The 17,589-nt window shown below is 68.7% G+C and carries 12 protein-coding genes and 1 pseudogene; all 13 read left to right on the top strand.

What is annotated here, in order from left to right; all coding sequences use genetic code 11:
- The first annotated feature begins 38 nt into the window (after nt 1-38).
- The 13 genes and pseudogenes from mfd to VKA86_10505 all read left to right on the top strand — a co-directional run bounded on the left by mfd (nt 39) and on the right by VKA86_10505 (nt 17,393).
- A complete protein-coding gene (mfd, locus tag VKA86_10565) occupies nt 39-3,542 on the top strand; it encodes a transcription-repair coupling factor (protein ID HKK71650.1) in 3,504 nt (1,167 codons plus the stop codon).
- Nucleotides 3,543-3,613: 71 nt separating this feature from the next.
- A complete protein-coding gene (locus tag VKA86_10560; GenBank protein ID HKK71649.1) occupies nt 3,614-5,371 on the top strand; it encodes a peptidyl-prolyl cis-trans isomerase in 1,758 nt (585 codons plus the stop codon).
- Between the two features lie 3 nt (nt 5,372-5,374).
- Entirely contained in the window at nt 5,375-6,694 is a 1,320-nt protein-coding gene (locus VKA86_10555) for a peptidylprolyl isomerase (GenBank protein ID HKK71648.1), read from the top strand.
- Between the two features lie 219 nt (nt 6,695-6,913).
- Nucleotides 6,914-7,579: pseudogene (ftsE, locus tag VKA86_10550) on the top strand (cell division ATP-binding protein FtsE).
- A 145-nt stretch (nt 7,580-7,724) separates the two neighbouring features.
- Nucleotides 7,725-8,594 carry a permease-like cell division protein FtsX gene (locus VKA86_10545; protein ID HKK71647.1) on the top strand — a complete coding sequence of 290 codons (870 nt, stop codon included), beginning with the start codon at nt 7,725-7,727 and terminating at the stop codon, nt 8,592-8,594.
- Between the two features lie 9 nt (nt 8,595-8,603).
- Nucleotides 8,604-9,764 (top strand): peptidoglycan DD-metalloendopeptidase family protein, encoded by a 1,161-nt coding sequence (locus VKA86_10540; protein HKK71646.1) that lies wholly within the window; start codon nt 8,604-8,606, stop codon nt 9,762-9,764.
- Nucleotides 9,761-10,951: a hypothetical protein gene (locus VKA86_10535; GenBank protein HKK71645.1), complete on the top strand. Its 1,191-nt coding sequence runs from the start codon at nt 9,761-9,763 to the stop codon at nt 10,949-10,951. Before VKA86_10540 ends, VKA86_10535 begins: the two co-directional genes overlap by 4 nt.
- Nucleotides 10,952-10,971: 20 nt before the next feature.
- The gene (locus tag VKA86_10530) at nt 10,972-11,808 is read left to right on the top strand and encodes a TatD family hydrolase (protein HKK71644.1); all 837 of its coding nucleotides are present in this window, start codon (nt 10,972-10,974) and stop codon (nt 11,806-11,808) included.
- Nucleotides 11,809-11,811: 3 nt separating this feature from the next.
- Nucleotides 11,812-12,684 (top strand): 16S rRNA (adenine(1518)-N(6)/adenine(1519)-N(6))-dimethyltransferase RsmA, encoded by an 873-nt coding sequence (rsmA, locus tag VKA86_10525; protein HKK71643.1) that lies wholly within the window; start codon nt 11,812-11,814, stop codon nt 12,682-12,684.
- Complete coding sequence (locus VKA86_10520; GenBank protein ID HKK71642.1) at nt 12,681-14,693, top strand: hypothetical protein; 2,013 nt, start codon at nt 12,681-12,683, stop codon at nt 14,691-14,693. Before rsmA ends, VKA86_10520 begins: the two co-directional genes overlap by 4 nt.
- Nucleotides 14,693-15,271 carry a hypothetical protein gene (locus VKA86_10515; protein ID HKK71641.1) on the top strand — a complete coding sequence of 193 codons (579 nt, stop codon included), beginning with the start codon at nt 14,693-14,695 and terminating at the stop codon, nt 15,269-15,271. Before VKA86_10520 ends, VKA86_10515 begins: the two co-directional genes overlap by 1 nt.
- A gap of 152 nt (nt 15,272-15,423) precedes the next feature.
- Nucleotides 15,424-16,059, top strand: coding sequence for a hypothetical protein (locus VKA86_10510; GenBank protein ID HKK71640.1), 636 nt, complete (start codon nt 15,424-15,426; stop codon nt 16,057-16,059).
- Between the two features lie 161 nt (nt 16,060-16,220).
- Complete coding sequence (locus VKA86_10505; GenBank protein HKK71639.1) at nt 16,221-17,393, top strand: divergent polysaccharide deacetylase family protein; 1,173 nt, start codon at nt 16,221-16,223, stop codon at nt 17,391-17,393.
- Nucleotides 17,394-17,589 lie beyond the last annotated feature (196 nt).

The following is a 17,589-nucleotide window of genomic DNA, read 5'->3' as shown; positions in this document are numbered from 1 at the left end:
GCGGCGGACCGGCCCTTCCCTTTCTAGCCTTTGGCGCCATGGAACCCGCCGAGAACGTGCGCGGGCCCGCCCCGGGCGGTATCGACGACTGGCTCGACGGCCTGGGCGGGGTCGACGGTCTGCTGGGACGGGCCGATCAGGACCTGGCGATCTCGGGATTGCTGGGCGGAGCGCCGGGGTATGCCCTGGCCGGGCTGTACCGCGAATCCGAGGGCGTGTGGCTGATCGTGGCCCCGGACCTCGCGCGGGCCGAGGCGCTGGTCGACGACCTGAACACCTTCGACGTCGCGCCGGTCCACTACCTGCCCGAGCTCGAGATCCTGCCCTTCGATCGCAAGTCGCCCACGCGTGACATCCTGGCCTCGATCCAGGCCGGGCTGCACCACCTCGACCGCCGCGAGCCGGGCTTCTACGTCACCACCCTGTACGGCCTGCGTCACAAGGTGATGGCGCGCGAGACCCTGCGCGCCGCGCGCATGGAACTGCGCGTGGGACAGGAGGTCGACACCGACAGCCTCGGTGAGCGCCTGGCGCAGATGGGCTACCGCGCCGCGGGACTCGTCGAGATGCCGGGCGACATGGCGGTCCGTGGCGGACTGATCGACGTCTTCAGCCCGCGCCATCCCCTGCCGGTGCGGATCGAACTCTTCGGCGACGAGATCGAGTCGCTGCGTCTGTTCGAACCCAACGACCAGCGCAGCCGCGACACGTTCGAGCGGGTGGAGATCCTTCCCGCCGGGCCCCTGGTCGTCGACGACGACACGCTGATCGAGGCCCTGGCCCGGGTCGAGGCCCACGACGAGGTCGGCGAGGACGACCGGGTCGACATGATGGAGCGGCTGCAGGACCGCCTGCACTTCCCGGGCATCGAGGGTCTGGCGCCGCTGTTCCACCCGCAGGCCAGCTACCTCGACTACCTGACCGAGGGTGACGCGGTCGTGTGGATCGACCCCGAGGATCTCGGCGAGCGGCAACAGGTGCTCGACGAGGAGACCCACCGCGGTCGTCTGGACCGGCTGCAGCGGGGCGATCCCGTCCCGCGAGAGGAGGAGCTGATCGCTCCCGTGGGCGAGCTGCGACGAAAGTCGGCCGTCCTGCGCCACGTGTGGATGGGCGACGTGGTCCTCCCGGGGAACGTCGAGGGACCGGTGGGCCCGCCCGCGAAGCAGGCGGTGCTGCAGGTGCGGACCCATCCGCAGCCGTCCCACCGTGGCAGCGTGGCCGAGCTGCTCACCGACGTCGCCCGCCACGCCGATCAGGGCGTCGACACGGTGCTGTTCTGCGACAACCGCGCGCAGGCCGGGCGACTCGCCGAACTCTTCGACGAGACCGCGCCCGACGGGCTCGCGGCCCGCCCCGCCCTCGAGGTGGGGTCGCTGCACGCGGGCTTCGTCTGGGAGGACGCCGGGGTCGCGCTCTGGACCGACCACGAACTCTTCCAGCGCACACGGCGCGCGGGCCGCAGGACACGCTTCCGCGGCACCGGCCGCGTGGCCGATGCCCAGGCGCTCAAGCCCGGCGACCACTGTGTGCACGTGGACCACGGCGTGGCCCGCTTCCTGGGCCTGCGGGTGATCGAGGTCGACGACGCCGAGGCCGAGTGCCTGCTGCTGGAGTACGCCGGCGGCGATCGCCTGTACCTGCCCACCGACAAGCTCAACCTGGTCGAGCGCTACGACGTGCCCGACGACCAGGAGGTCCAGCTGCACAAGCTGGGTGGGGCGACGTGGGAGCGTCAGAAGAAGCGCGCGCGCAAGGCGATCATGGCGGTGGCCCAGGAGCTGCTGTCGTTGTACGCCAGCCGTCAGACCCTGCCGGGCCACGCCTACTCCCCCGACACGCACCTCGTGCGCGAGATGGAGAACTCCTTCGTCCACGAGGAGACCCGCGACCAGCTGGCCGCCGCCGAGGCCATGAAGCGCGACATGGAGACCCCACGTCCCATGGATCGCCTGATCTGCGGCGACGTGGGCTTCGGCAAGACCGAGGTCGCCATGCGCGGCGCCTTCAAGGCGGTGCAGGAGGGCAAGCAGGTCGCGGTGCTGTGCCCGACCACGATCTTGGCCGAACAGCACCGCGAGACCTTCGCCCAGCGCCTCCGCGAGTTCCCGGTGACGGTCGAGGTGCTCAGCCGCTTCCGCACGCCGAAGCAGCAGAAGGAGGTACTGAAGCGCGCGAAGGAGGGCAAGGTCGACGTCCTCGTGGGAACGCACCGGCTGCTCGGTCGAGACGTGCAGTTCCGCGATCTCGGGATGATCGTGGTCGACGAGGAACAGCGCTTCGGGGTGCGCCACAAGGAGAAGCTCAAGCAGCTGCGCAAGGAGGTCGACGTGCTCACGCTGAGCGCCACGCCGATCCCGCGCACGCTGCACCTGGCGCTGATGGGCGCGCGCGACCTGTCGATCATCGCCACGCCGCCGCGCGAGCGCCTGCCGATCAACACCGAGGTCGTGCCCTTCTCCGAGGAAATGGTCGCCGAGGCCCTGCGCCGCGAGATGCACCGCGGCGGGCAGGTCTTCTTCGTGCACAACCGGGTCGAGACCATCGACGCGGTGCGGGCCATGGTCGAGAAGATCGTGCCCGAGGCCCGCGTGCTGGCCGCGCACGGGCAGATGCACGAGACCGGGCTCGAATCGATCATGAAGGAGTTCGTCGAGGGCGAGGCCGACGTCCTGGTCACCACGATGATCATCGAGAGCGGCCTCGACATGCCGAACGTGAACACGATCCTGATCGACCGCGCCGATCGCTTCGGACTGTCTCAGCTGCACCAGCTCCGCGGCCGGGTGGGCCGCAGCCGCCACCAGGCCTACGCCTACCTCATGGTGCCGTCGGGCCAGCAACTCACGCGCGAGGCCCGGGCGCGCCTGTCGGCGATCCAGGAGTTCACCGACCTCGGCAGCGGCTACCACCTGGCCATGCGCGACCTCGAGATCCGCGGGGCGGGCAACATCCTCGGCGAGAACCAGTCGGGCCACATGGCCACGATCGGCTTCGACCTCTACTGCAAGATGCTCGAGGAGGAGATCCGCTCTCTCAAGGGCGAGGGCCTGCCGCGCCTGCAGGACGTGAAGGTCGACCTGCGGGTGTCGGCCTACCTGCCCGACGAGACCATGGCCGACCCCGAGGTCAAGATCCGCTGGTACCGCGAACTCGGCCGGGTCACCGACGAGCACGGGCTCGACGAGATCGCCGAGGAGCTGCGCGACCGGTTCGGTCCTGCTCCCGAACCGCTGCAGGCCCTTCTCGACATCACCCGCCTGAAGCTCCGCTGTCTCGAGGCCGGCGTGGAGGAGGTGAAGGGCCTCCGGAAGGGGGTTCGCTTCACTTTCGCTGGAGACCAGGCCCCGAAATCCAGTATTCTCAAGAGCTTGCTCGGTGGAACCGGCCTGCCCCGGTTGACGTTCAATGCCGTCCAGGGACTGCAGATGACCGCCGAGGTCGGGCGCGATCAGTGGCTGCCCGCGGCCCTGGTCGTCAGCGCGCGTCTGGTCGATGCCCTGCGCGCGGCCGGCACCGACGGCGTCCCGTCGCGGTCCTGAGCCGGACCGATCCGTCCGGAACCCGTTTTCCCGTCTTCGTCATCGTTCGAGAGAATCCAGGAAGGAACACCATGTCGCCCCACTTCCCTTCCCCTCGCCGTCTGGTCGCCCTGGCCGCCGCCTTCGTCGCTGCCGGCGCGATCGGGTGTTCGTCCCCGGAGAAGAGCGAGATCGAGGTCGCCCGCGTCGGGGACCGCACGATCATGCTCGACTACTTCGAGCGCACGATGAACCGGATGGACCCCAAGTTCATCCCCTCGGACATCAACACCCAGCAAGGCCGTGAAGAGGTCCTCGACGTCATGATCAACAAAGAGGTCATGGCGATGAAGGCCGAGGAGCTGGGCATGGACGCCGACGGCAGTGCCGACGAGCAGGCCGAGATGGTGACCCGGCTCAAGGCTGTCCAGAAGATGAGCGAGGACGTCGAAGCCCCGGCGCAGGACCCGACCGAAGAGGACATTCTCGACTACTACGAGAAGTTCCCGCGCAAGCTCGACGTGAGCTACATGCTCTTCGACTGGGAAGAGGAAGCGTGGGAGGCCAAGCGCCTGGTCGAGGGTGGCGAGAACTGGAACGACGTGGCCCGGCGTCTCGAGGCCGGCGCGCCGAATCAGCAGACCGACGACTACTCGCTCGCCATGACCTACGGCACGATCGCCGACGACCTCGAGTACGAGGTCTTCCAGCTCCCCACGGGCCAGGTCAGCGATCCGATCGATTCCATCTACGGTTGGTTCCTGATCCGGGTCGACGAGGTGTCGATGCAGCGCGTTCCGCCCCTCGAGGAGATCCGCGATCGCGTGCGCGAGAGCGTGATCAAGCAGGAGAGCGCGCTGCTCAAGGTCGAGTTCATCGATCAGGTCTTCGAGAAGTACGCTCTGACGATCAACGACGAGGCCATGAAGATCGTCTGGGACGCGCTGCCGCCGGACGCTTCGCTGCAGCCGCCGACACCGCAGGAGGAACTCGAGCCCCTGGTGATCGATTCGAGGTACTACGACGAGGTTTTGATCAGCTACGCCGACCGCACGATCGATCTGCGCGAGTACGTCGACATCTTCAACGAGAGCAGCGTGTTCGGACGTCCGCGCAAGGAGCGCGGGGTGGGCACCTTCCGTCGCATGCTCAAGGAGGACGCGATCCGCTACCTGATGCCGATCGAGGCCGAGGCCCGGGGCTATCTGGAGGATCCGGCCATCCAGGACGCGTACAAGAACCGGCGGGAGCAGGCCATGGTCACGCGGCTGCACCGCGAACTCGTCTCCGACGAGGTCAAGGTCTCGGCCGAGGAGATCGAGGCCTACTGGGCCGAGCACTCCGACGACTGGATCAAGCCCGAGCGTCGCGAGATCGTCGCCCTGGTCGCCGCGACCGAGACCGACGCCATTTCCGCCCGCATCGACGTGCAGGGTGGCATGTCCTGGGAGGAAGCCGTCGAGAAGTACTGCATCGAGAGCGACATCAAGACGAACGGGGGAGAATTCGGCGTCGTGACCCCGAATGCAGAGACTCCGTTCCGCGACATCGCCTTCGGTCTGCAGTCCGAGGGTGACATCTCCTCGCCGACCCAGATCGGTGACGGTCAGTGGGCGCTGGCCCGCCTCGAGACACTCCTCCCCCGCGAGGAGCCGTTGCTCGACGAGGTCCGCTCGGACGTCGGTCGTCGGGTCCGCGGCATCAAGGAAGAAGAGCTCTTCCAGGAGAAGGTCGCCGAGTGGCGGACGGACTACGGGGTCGAGACCTCCCCCGAGCACCTGATGAAGGCGACCTACGCCCCGGTCGAGGAAGAAGACCCGCAGGGCATTCCCGTGAACTTCGGACGATAGATCATGACCCGTTCGCTCGTACTGTCCTTCGCGACCCTTCTGCTGTTGTGCTACCCGGCCTCCGGCCAGGAGACCTCTCCGCCGGCGGGCGGGTCACCGCAGCTGGTCGACCGCATCGTCGCGGTCGTCGACGAGGAGCCGATCCTGCTCAGTGATCTCGAACGCGAGATCGAGAGCTATCTGTTCGAGCTGCAGTCGATGGGCCAGGAGCCGCCCGACGACGCGGGCGCGGTCCGCCAGCGGATGCTCGACCGCTTGATCGAGGTCAAGCTCATGGTGGCCCAGGCCAAGCGTGACGGGCTCGTGGTGGGCGAGGAGGAACTCGAAGCCGGCGTACGGCAGGCCATGCAAGACGTCGAGTCGCGCTTCGGATCGCGCCAGGCGCTCGAGGAGGAATTGCGGCGAGCGGGCCTGACCTACGAGGACCTCGAGGCCCGCAACCGGGAACTCGTGCGCGACCGCATGTACACCGGCCGGATCCTCGACGTCTACGTCCGTCCCGAGGTCGAGGTGCGTGACGACGAGATCCGTGAATTCTACGAGGAGAACCGCGGACAGCTCCCGCGACGTTCCGCCTCGGTCGAGTTGGCGAACATCCTCGTGGTGCCCCAGCCCGACGAGTCGACCCGCGAGCGGATCGAGCGCAAGCTGGGCGAGATCCGCCGGGCCCTGGCCGCGGGCTCGTCGTTCGCCGACGTCGCCCGTGAGTACTCCGAGGGTCCGAACGCCGCTCGTGGGGGTGCCGTCGGCACCTTCGGGCGCGGCGACCTGTTCAGCCCCGTGCTCGAGGAACTGGCCTGGTCGTTGCCCGTGGGGCAGGTCAGCGAACCGGTGAACACCGAGCTCGGCACGCACCTGATCCGCGTAACCGAGCGGACCGAGGACGAGGTCGCGATCAGCCAGATCCTGCTGCCCGTCGAGATCACCGAGGCCGAGCGCGCCTCGGCCCGTGAGCGTGCGGCCGAGGTGGCGGAGAAGGCCCGCAGCGGCCAGGACTTCGCCGAGCTGGCCAGAAAGTACTCGGACGACCCCGAGAGCCGGGAGAACGACGGCATTCTCGGGACCTTCGAGATCGAACGCCTGTCGGAGACCTTCGCGGGCGCGGTCGATACGCTGCAGGTCGGCGAGGTCTCCGACCCGATCGGCGGTGCGGCCGGGTTCTTCGTTCTCAAACTCCTCGATCGGCAGGGCGGAGAGGTGTATTCCTTCGACGAGGTCGAAGGACGGATCCGCGAGATCCTCTTCCAGCAGAAGGCCGAGGCGGAGCTCGAGGGCTTCGTGGACTCCCTGCGCGAGCGCTTCTACATCGAGGTCAAGGCCTGAGCCACGGGCCGGCGTGTCCGGACCGGTCCGGACCACGGCAATGGGCTCCGAGTTGCACTCGCGTCCACCGAGGCCCGTCCGAGACCCCGGTGATCGCAGGTGACCATGGTCGCTGCCCCGCGTTCTGCATCCGATCCTCCCCCGACGCCCGTTCCGGAGGGCGCGATGCCCGACTCCGCGCCACGACCCGGGTCGTCCCTGCCGCGTTCGCACCAGGAGATGCGGCAGATCATCTCCTTCTACCACGTGAATCTCCGCTACGGGGACACGTCGGCGCTCTCGGACGTCTCGTTCTCGGTGGACAACGGTGAGTTCCTGTTCGTGGTCGGCCCGAGCGGCGCCGGCAAGAGCAGCGCGTTGCGACTGGTCCTCATGCAGGAGCGTCCGACCGACGGTCAGGTCCAGGTGGGGCGTTTCCTGTCGACGCGGGTGCGACGCAAGGAGATCCCGCTGCTACGCCGTGAGATCGGCGTGGTCTTCCAGGACTTCCGGCTGCTGACCGACCGCAGCGTCGAGGAGAACGTCGCCTTCGCGCAGATGGTGATCGGTGTTCCGCGGGCCGAGATCAAGCGCAACGTGGCCCGGGTGATCAACTGGGTCGGTCTGTACCACAAGCGGAACCAGATCGCGCGGACGCTCAGTGGAGGCGAACAGCAGCGCGTGGCGATCGCGCGGGCGATCGTGAACCAGCCGAAGATCCTGCTGGCCGACGAGCCCACCGGCAACCTCGATCCCGAGGTGAGCCAGGAGGTCATCGACCTGCTCTTCCGGATCAACGCCGCGGGTACCGCGGTCGTGATGAGCACCCACGATCACTTGATGGTGCGTCAGTACGGGCAGCGCGTGCTCTCACTCGAAGGCGGCCGTGTGATCAGTGACGTCGAGCGCTACCGGCCGCGCCGACCCGAGCACGCGCGTCCGCTGGCCGAACGGATCGTGCGGGCCGACGAGGACGGCGCGGTGGCACGTTCGCCGGAGCAGTGGGAGGGCATGCGCGACGATCCTCCCGCCCGGGAACAGGGGGGGCGCGATGCATAGCACGCAGGCGCGCTATCTCGTGCGCGAGGGCATGGTGGGCCTGGTGCGCCGCCGGCTGAGCGGCACGGTGGCCGTACTGATCATGGGGTCGTCGTTGCTCATGCTCGCGATCTTCAGCATCGTCAGCATCAATCTCGATCGCATTCTCCAGACGGTGCGCGGGGACATCGACGTGGTCGTCTACCTGCGCGACGACATTCACGAGGCCGATCAGGCCGTGCTGCACGAGGACCTGCTGTCGATGGCCGGAGTGCACGCGGTGCGCTACGTGGGCCGCGACGAGGCCTTGCAACGATTCCGGGGCGAGATCGCCGACGACTCCGAACTCCTCGACGCGCTCGAGGCGAATCCCCTGCCCGCGAGCTTCGAGCTCTCGCTCGACGCGTTGGGGCAGGACGCGAAGCGGCTCGAATCGCTGACCGGATCGCTGGGCCGATATCCCGGTGTGGAGGAAGTCGTGGCCGAGATCGAGTGGGTGCGCAGGCTCGATCGATTCTCGTCGGTGTTCATGCTCGTGACCGCCGTCATCGGAGTGATCGTGCTCGTCTCGGCCGTGTTCGTGATCAGCAACACCGTGCGCCTGACCGTCGAGGAGAGTGCCGAACAGGTCGCGATCATGAAGCTGGTCGGGGCCACGAACGCCTTCATCCGTACCCCCTTCGTCATCGGTGGAGCCCTGCAGGGGGCCGCGGCCGGGGTCCTGGCCATGGGCGTGCTGCTGGTGGCGGGCCACTTCGTGCGGCAGCACATCGACGGGGTCTTCTTCTTCGGCACCGGACAGGTGCTGGGCTTCGTGGTCCTGAGCACCCTTCTCGGAGCCGGAGGCAGCCTGGTGGCCCTGCGTCGGCACCTGCGTCTCTAGGAGGTCGCGGTGCGCGGCGCGTGGTGGATCCTCGTTCTCCTGTTGAGTGCCGGCGGTGTCCTGGCCGACGAGGTCGGTCAGGAGATCAGCGGCAAGGAAGCCGAGCTGCAGTCGCTGCGGCAACGCATCGCCGAGGCTCGGGCCCACGCCGACGCACTGGCGAACGACGAGGAACAGCAGCTCGCCCGTCTGCACGCGATCGAGCGCGAGACCGAACTCACACAGGAACTCCTCGAGCGGCTCGCGCTCAAGGAGATCGGCATCCGGGCGCAGATCGATTCGCTGCAGCAGTCGCTGGACCAGAGCCGAGCGCGGGTCGAGCGCCGTCGCGACGCGATGGCCGAGCGTCTGCGGGCCATCTACATGCGGCCGCGTCGGTCCCTGTTGGCCCTGGCCTTCACCGCCGACAGTCTGGGCGAGCTGTCGCACCGGGTCCGTGCCTGGACCCACGTGGCCCGCACCGAGCGGGCATTGATCGAGGACGTCCAGGACGCCCGGACCGAACTCCGGGCCCGGCGCGCCGACTTGGCCGCGCAGATGGCCGAGATCAACTTCACGCGCAGCGAGACAGAGGACCGCAGGCTCCAGCTCTCACGTCTGCAGACCGAGCGCCAGGATGCTCTGTTGGAGCTGCGCGAGAAGCGCGTGTCGTACGAGGCCACCCTGCGCGAGATGGAGAACGCGGCCGCCGAGATGGAGGACCTGATCGCGCGGCTGGAACGCCAGCGCCGCGAACGGGCCGACGAGGACTCCTTCGGCAGTGGTTTCGCCGAGCGCGCCGGCGGGTTGCCCTGGCCGGTCGAGGGGCGCGTCCTGAAGCCCTTCGGGCGCTCCGTCCACCCCGAGTTCAAGACCGTCGTGGTGAACAAGGGGGTCAACATCGAGGCCGCCATGGGCACCCCGGTCCGAGCGGTGGCAGAGGGAACCGTCGAGTACGTCGACTGGTTGCCCGGCTATGGCAAGTGCATTATCGTCGACCACGGCGACGGGTACTACACGCTCTACGCCCACGCCTCCGCGATCTTCCCCACCGAGGGCTCCCGTGTCCGGCAGGGAGAGGTCCTGGGTGAAGTCGGCGACACCGGGTCGCTGAACGGTACACAACTCTACTTCGAGATCCGGCAGGGCAAGACACCGCTCGACCCCGACGCCTGGCTCCGGAGCCGATGAACGAACTCCGACCCGACCGAATGCGCGGTGCTGCGCTCGACCGTCTGGCGGCCCTCGCGCGTGAGGAGCGCATGCCGCAGAGCGTGCTCCTGGTCGGACCGGAGGGCAGTGGCAAGGAAGCGGCCGCGCTCGAGCTCGCGATCGATCTGCTGCGTCCAGTCGGCGGAGGGGACGCGGCCGGTGGCCTGTTCGGTGATCTGCCCGTCGACGACTCCGCACGCGACACCGCGGCCCGCAAGGTGCGCCAGCTCACCCACCCGGACCTCCACGTGGTCTTCCCCGTCGAGCGCACGCTGACCTCGGGTCACTACCGCGAACTGCTCGACGAGAAGGCTCGCTGGCCCCTGGCGCGCGTCCGGCAGCCGAGCAGCGCCATCATCCCGATCGGCGACGCCGAGGACGCAGCGCCGGTGTCGGTCCGGGCGATTCGCCGCTTCGTCAACGCGCGCCCCTTCGAGGCCGCCCACCGGGTGGTCGTGGTCGGCGACGCCCATCGCATGAACCGCGCGGCGGCCAATGCCCTGCTCAAGACCCTGGAGGAACCGCCGGCCCCGGCGGTGCTGCTGCTGTGCAGCCACCAGCCCCACCTGTTGCCGGCGACGCTCCGTTCGCGATGCGCGCGGGTGCAGGTGCCTGCGTTGTCCGACGCGGAACTCGCCACGATCCTCGAGCGCGAGGCCGAGGTCGATCCGACCGAAGCGGCGCGCGTGGCCGCGGTGGCCGGAGGCAACGCCCGCCGGGCCTTCGACCTGATCGACCCCGCCGCCCGTGAACTCGCCGGGTGGGCCGACCAGATCCTCGACATGCTCCTCCGGGGTGATCGTCCGTCTCTCGCCCGGGCGGGCGAACGCGTGGCCAAAGCCCAACCTCCGGTCGGACGCGGCGGCAAGCTGGCCGGCGACGCCAGTCTGAGTGTCGCCCGCGACGTGGCGATGCGGGTCGTCGACCTCGTCGCCGCCGACCTCGTCGCGCTCGGCCGTCGGGAGACCGGTGCCCGTCTCGACGATGCCCGTCGTGCGTCGTTGCCCGACAGCCAGGTCGACGGCGTCCGGGCGATGAAGGCCGTCGAGGTCCTGCTGGACGCACGGTCCGATCTGGCCCGAATGGTGAACGTGGGTCTGGTCCTGGTCGACTCCTTCCTCCGCACCGAGGCCGCGCTCCACGGGGCCCACGCGGCCTCGGCCTGAGCCCGAAGAGGAGATCGCCCGTGGCCGCTCTGATCGACACGCACCTGCACCTCTACCGCGACGAGTTCGCCGAGGACCGCGAAGCCACCCGTGAGCGCGCGCGGACCGCCGGCGTGGCGGGCTTCGTCCACGTCGGCTTCGACCGGGTCACGAATCGCCTGGCCCAGGTCACCGCCACCGGAGACGACGCAGCGTGGGCCACGGCCGGTGTCCACCCGCACGAGGCCGAACACCACGAGACCGCGATCGAGGACTGGATCCGCGAGCACGTCGACTCGGTGATCGCGATCGGCGAGTGTGGTCTCGACTACTACCGCGACCTGAGCCCGCGCGAGGCCCAGCACCGCGCCTTCGGGGCGCAGATCGAGCTCGCGAAGGAGCTCGACCGGCCGATGGTCTTCCACGTGCGCGATGCCTACGACGACGCGCGGGCCGTTCTCCTCGAAGCCGGGCTGCCACCCCGCCGGGGGATCTTCCACGCCTTCGCCGGCGATCGGGAGTTCGCCCGCTGGGCCGTCGACGCGGGCTTCAAGCTGGGGATCGGCGGTGTGTTCACCTATCGCAAGGCGCATCTGCCCGAGGCGATCGAGGGTCTGCCCGCCGAGGCCCTCCAACTGGAGACCGACGCCCCCTGGCTGCCGCCGCAGCCCTGGCGCGGTCGCCGCAACGAACCGGCCTATGCCCGACACACGGCGGCCCGGGTGGCCGCCTCGCTCGGCGAGGATCTCGACGCCGTGGCCGTGACCTGGGCCCGCGAGTTCGAGCAACTGTTCCGGGTCGAGCTCCCGTCGTGGTTCCACGAGGTCGAACCTTCGGCATTTCCCGAACCCGAGCCCGCGCGGCGGCGGAAGAAGTAGTCCATGATCGCTTCCGGCGGCGCATCCGGTCACGCACGCAGGGCCCGGCCATCGCAGGTCGAGCTGTTGCGTCGGCACGGTCTGCGGCTGGACAAGCGTCTGGGACAGCACTTCCTCGTCGACGCGAGGATCGTGGAGCGGATCGTCGAGGCGGTCGGCGCCCTCGGTCCCGAGCGAGTGGTCGAACTGGCGTGCGGAGCGGGTGCGCTGACCTACGCCCTGCTGGATCAAGGGTGGCCGGTGACCGCCCTCGAACTCGACACGCGCATGATCGAACTCGTCCGCGACGAGACCCGCGGTCGCGACCTCCGGATCGAACACGCCGATCTGGCCGCCACCGACTTCGCCGCGTTGCTCGCAGACGAGCGCGTGGTCTTCGCCGGGAATCTTCCCTACCAGGTCACCAGTGCCGTCCTCTTCGGTCTGTTGCCGGCCCTGCGGGATCCGCGGTCGGCCGGCGCGGTCCTGATGGTCCAGGCCGAGGTCGCCCGCCGCATGACCGCGCCTCCGGGAGGACGCGACTACGGAGTGCTGAGCGTTCTCCTGCAGGCGGAGGTCGACGTCGAACGCGTCGTGCGGGTCAAGCCGGGGTGCTTCCATCCGCCGCCGGAGGTCGAGTCGGCGGTCGTGCGTCTCGTCCGACGTGACGAGCCGGTGGACCTCGCCGAAGACGGCCGCGCGCTGGTCAAGGACCTCTTCCGGCAGCGTCGCAAGCAGATCGGCGGTCTGTTGCGTCGACGTCTGGACATCGACGACGCGCGGGTCGGAGCGTTGCTGGGCCGAACGGGGATCGAGTCGCGCCGCCGACCCGAAACGCTCTCCGTCGACGACTTCGTCCGTCTGCGCGACGTGATCCGGGCGGAGGACCTCGCGTGAGGGCCGGACTGCACCTGGTGGTGGTCGCGGTCGTGCTCTCGGGCGCGCTCGGGGCTTCGGCCCAGATTCCCGTGTCGACGGACAGTCTGAGCACGGTCGTGGCCGACAGTGCCGCGGCCGACAGCACCGCGATCGGTGGACGTCTCGGTGGGGCCGCATCCGCCGACGCACCGGCGGCGCCGCAGGCGTCTCGCTGGAACGCCCTGCGCCCCACGACCACCGCCGAGTTCAACGCGAACGTCACGCGCATCCTGCTCTCGGGGAGGATCACCGCTCCCCTCGCCGATCTCGTCGACGCAGGAGGGTCGACCGAGGCCACCGTGCGCCGAACGACCTACCGGCAGTTCGATCGTGAGCAGGAGGAGACGGGGCTGCGCAGCAGTTACGACGACAGCTTCTTCGGCGACGCGGCCCAGCTGAAGCTCAACGTGTCCCGGCGGACGAGTTTCGACGAGAACCGTCCCGGTACCGGCGATCCGATCGTCCTCGACTTCCGGTCGGCCGACGCGAGCATGGTGCTCGAGGGCAACCACCCGCTGACCGACGGCTTCTCACACCACTGGGCCGTCCGCGGCGACATCGAGGACGTCGAGCAGGTCAACCGGAACGTGTCGAACGATCGCAACCTCGCCGGCGCGGGTCTCACCTCGGTCTGGCGACGGCAGGGTGATGCGGTCGACCTGCGGGCCCGTTACGGCTACAAGCGGAGCACGGGGACGCGGCTCGTCCGCGAATCGAGCGACGACGCGACGGCCGAACTCGACACGCTGGGCGCGCGTCTCGACCTGGATGCCCTGCCGCGTACGAACCTGTCGGTGGAGGCCCAACGCACGACGTTCTTCGAGGAGCGCCTGGACTTCGCGCGCAACGCCAACGGCGTGGTCGACACCCTGAACACGCTCCGGCCGGTGGGGCGTGAGCGCGAGGTGCGGTCGTCCTACGACCTCTCCACGCGCGTCGACACCGCACCGGTGGAGCGCCTCACCCTGGCGGGCTCGGCGAGCACCGAGTTCTCCGAGACCGAGTACCGTTTCTCGCAACAAGGGATCGTGCAACGGGGTGGAGAGTCGTTCGACGCCGGGGCCACGTTCCACTACGCGGAGGCCGGCAGTGTCGAGGTGCGCTACGACTTCTCGAATCGTTTCAACGACCGCCGTGTGCGTGGGGGTGCGGACTTCCGTGGCCGCGAGTCGACGAAGAACTACGAGGTGGGCGCAACGTTACGGCAGGCGATGTTCGCCCGCAGCGACCTCGAACTCCGGGCGAGCCAGTCGCTGACGCAGAGCATCTTCGAGGAGACCGGCAACAACAACGACCGCGACCGCCTGATCGACGACTTCAGCGCCGAGATCGCCACCGATGCGATCGCCCACACGCAGTTGCGTGTCGGCGGGACCGCGCGTCGCACGCTCGAGCTGAACATCGCCGCCGATCGCGTGGGCAACAACAAGGAAGAAGTGCTGTACGAGGTCCGCGGGTCGTACACCTTCGATCCGCCCGGTGGATTCAGCGCTGCGCAGACCTACCGGCTGCAGATCGTCTTCCGCGACTTCCTCGACGGCATCGACCGCGACAGCTTCAACAAGCAGGGACAGGTGACCTCGCGTGCGGACTACACCTTCTCGGGTGGGGGCGCCGTCGGTGTGGAGTGGCTGTCGGACTTCCGGAGCACGGGAGCGCGCGATCCCGCGTCTCCGGTCCGCGAACTCTACGTGACCGAGTCGACACGCAACGATCAGCGCGTGGTGTTCGACGTCTCGATCCCGGTGTCCACGCTGACCTTCAGCGCCCGGACCGAACGCGGCTTCCTCGATCAGGAAACCCGCGGACGCGAGAGCACCGAGGAGCGCGGCCGGCTCAACTTGCGTCTGACGGGCAACCGGTCCTTCTTCTCGGACAGGGCGCAACTGCGCCTGGACATCGAGCGGGTCCTGCAGTTCGGGCCGCGTGTCCGCGACGAGCAGAGAGACTACTGGGTCGCCAACACCACCCTCACCGTGGAGTTCTGATGTTCCGGACGGCCGAACTCCGTTGGGTCTCCCTGGCCGCCGTCGGCCTGCTGGTACTGGGCGGTTGCTTCTTCGATCCGCGGGAGCCGGAGCAGGGCGGAGGGCCGGTCTGTTTCGAGAAGATCACCCAGGAGAGCGAACTGAACGTCTTCGCCAACCTGGACGGCTCGTTCCAGTGCCGCCAGAGCCAGACCTATCTGGAGCAGTTCTCCGAGGACTTCGTCTTCGTACCCGCGCCTTCGGTTGCAGCGCAGAATCCCGGCGTATTTCCTGATCCCAATTCGAGTTGGGGGATCGAGGAGGAGACCGAGTTCGTCGATGGTCTTTTCACGGCGTCCACGGACACCATCATCGCGCAGGTGTACGATCAGGTGCGCCCCCCGCAGGGGAGTACCGAGATTCTGTTCGAGGGAGATTATTCGATCACAGTCGTCGAAGCAGACGGGAGCCAGATCGAGTATACTGGCACGGCACTGTACACGCTTCGGCAGGAGCGGGCGATCTGGGTCATGGCACGCTGGGAAGAGCAGGAGTCCAGCAACCCCCTCGGCCAGCTCCGCGCCAGCCTGGTCCGCTAGTCCGTCAGGGAGGGTCCGCTCGTCGGAATTTGCTAAGCCCCACGACCTCTCGTCCGCCACGTCCGCCCTCGTTCCGGACGCTGGTACGCCCCATGCGTAGACATCCGAGACAGACTGTCGCCCGACAAGGCGGCTCTGGAGGTGCACAGACCATGCGAACCCGAATCGAACCGGCTGCGCCCCACGCCGTGCGCGCTCTGCTGGTGATCCTCTCCGTGACCCTGTTCACGGGGTGCGGAATCTTCAGTCCCGACGAATCCGATCCGATCGACAACGGGGGTGAGCAGGAGCAGTTCCCCCTGGCCACGTCGCCCGCCATCTTCATCAGCAACTTCGAGCAGGCCTGGGAAGACCGGAATCTCGAACTCTACGACGACCTGCTCCACGAGGAATTCGTGTTCTGGCTCTCCGAGCAGGACATCAACGAGCTGCAGATCCCCGGATCGTGGGACCGTGCCCGGGAGATCGCCACGGCCGAACAGATGTTCGGAACGGCGAGCGATCCCGACCTCCAGGTGCAGTCGATCGAGATCACCACGCTGGACGTGGTCGAGACCTGGACTCCGAACTTCGACAACCCGAACGTGGTCGGAGCCGATCTCCGGGGTACCTACTCGGTCGTGATGTCGGTGGTGTTCCCCGACAAGCGCACCAACGTCAGCGGGCAGCAGAACTTCTACCTGAAGGAAGTCACGCAGGTGATCGACGGGGTCGAGACCGGCGTCTACCGGCTGTTCGCCTGGGAGGACCTCGGTCTGGGCAGCGCCAAGGTGGTGGCCGCGAAGTAGGATTCGGGTCGTCGTCGGTTCCGAACGAGGCGAGCCCCCGCTCCGGCGGGGGCTTCGCCGTCCCCGGCAGTTCGGTCCGTTGACGTCACCGTCCGCCTGGCGTATCAAGGGCCCCGCCGCGCGGACCCTGCCCACCGAGCCGCGTGCCACCCCGGGATGCCATGCCGAAGAAGCGCCGCCGTTCCCGACGGAAGTCCGAGACCGCGATCGTGCGTGGCCTCGTGGTCGCCCTCGTGGTGGCCGTGGCGCTCGCTGGAGCCGTCACGTGGCTGCGCACCGACGCCGGGCGCATGGTCATGGCCGACCGCGGTCTGGCCGCCGGGGAGGGCTGGGCGCGGGGGCATCTGCAGGGGGTGATCCTCGATGCCGTCGGCCGACGCGAGGTGCCGGCCGACTCGATCATCGTCGAAACCGCGCCGGCGGGCGGTCCCGCCGTCGTCCGCCTGAGCCTGCGTCCCGACGCCTCGCTCACGGCCCTCAACCTCGACCTGACGGCGGCCGTCGAGGAGGCGGGCGGAACCGTCCATTACGGGAGGCGCACGGCCGACGACGACGGAGCACAACTCGAGCTGCGCTTCGGGACCCGGGTGACGCTCACCCACCGGGTGCTGGCCCGTCGGGGACGGGTCCCTCTGCCCCCCGAGGAGCTCGACACGGCGCGCCTGGCGATCGTGATCGACGACCTCGGCCACAACGTGAACGGCCTGACGCAGCGGGCGCTCGCACTCCCGGCGCCGATCACCTTCGCGGTCCTGCCCGAGCTGCGCTACTCGGCCCGTCTCCTCACCGAGGTCCAACGGTCCGGGCACGAGGCCTTCCTGCACCTGCCCATGGAGCCCGAGCCCGACACGGGCTACGAGGCCGGCGAGCCCCAGATCCGGGTCGGAATGGACCCCGGCGCCATCCGCCGTACGGTGGAGCGATGTCTCGGCGCGCTGCCCGGCGTGGCCGGCGTGAACAATCACATGGGAAGCCGGGCGACCGCGTCGCGACCCGAGATGGACGCCGTGATGGAGGTGCTGGCCGAGCGGGGCCTGGTGTTCCTCGACAGCCAGACCTCGGCGCGTAGCGTGGCCCACGTGGCGGCCGCCGACGCCGGGGTCCCCCACCTCCGCAACGACATCTTCCTCGACGCCGGCGGGGCCGACGTGGAACTCGTGGTGGAGCGGCTGCGTTTCCTGATGCGGCGGGCCCGTGATCGAGGCTGGGCGGTCGGGATCGGCCACGTGAACGATGCCACCATCGACGGCCTGGAGCGGATCCTGCCTCGACTCGCGGACGAGGGCGTGGCCCTGGTGCCCATCAGCGCGCTGATCCACGATCTCGCATTCTGATCCACGCCTCCCGGCCGGGCCCGGGCGGTTTGACACGCTCGACCGCGAGGGTATACTTGACGGGTTTTCCGGCGACTGTGCGGTCGCCGGTTTTTCCGACTCCTCGATCATCTGCCCCATCCACCGACGAGCGCGCGCCCGAGCCCGTCCCGACGCCGATCCGGCCCCGGGGAACTCTCGTTCGCGCTCGCCCAGG

The sequence above is a fragment of the Candidatus Krumholzibacteriia bacterium genome, assembly GCA_035268685.1.
Lineage (GTDB): Bacteria > Krumholzibacteriota > Krumholzibacteriia > JAJRXK01 > JAJRXK01 > JAJRXK01.
Note: the sequence above shows the minus strand (reverse complement) of the source record. Positions and strands in the feature narration are given on the sequence as shown.

Bases quoted from the DNA above. Each gene is read 5' to 3' on its own strand.
- mfd (HKK71650.1), top strand. From the start codon at position 39: ATGGAACCCGCCGAGAACGTGCGCGGGCCCGCCCCGGGCGGTATCGAC.
- VKA86_10560 (HKK71649.1), top strand. From the start codon at position 3,614: ATGTCGCCCCACTTCCCTTCCCCTCGCCGTCTGGTCGCCCTGGCCGCC.
- VKA86_10555 (HKK71648.1), top strand. From the start codon at position 5,375: ATGACCCGTTCGCTCGTACTGTCCTTCGCGACCCTTCTGCTGTTGTGC.
- VKA86_10545 (HKK71647.1), top strand. From the start codon at position 7,725: ATGCATAGCACGCAGGCGCGCTATCTCGTGCGCGAGGGCATGGTGGGC.
- VKA86_10535 (HKK71645.1), top strand. From the start codon at position 9,761: ATGAACGAACTCCGACCCGACCGAATGCGCGGTGCTGCGCTCGACCGT.
- rsmA (HKK71643.1), top strand. From the start codon at position 11,812: ATGATCGCTTCCGGCGGCGCATCCGGTCACGCACGCAGGGCCCGGCCA.
- VKA86_10515 (HKK71641.1), top strand. From the start codon at position 14,693: ATGTTCCGGACGGCCGAACTCCGTTGGGTCTCCCTGGCCGCCGTCGGC.
- VKA86_10510 (HKK71640.1), top strand. From the start codon at position 15,424: ATGCGAACCCGAATCGAACCGGCTGCGCCCCACGCCGTGCGCGCTCTG.
- VKA86_10505 (HKK71639.1), top strand. From the start codon at position 16,221: ATGCCGAAGAAGCGCCGCCGTTCCCGACGGAAGTCCGAGACCGCGATC.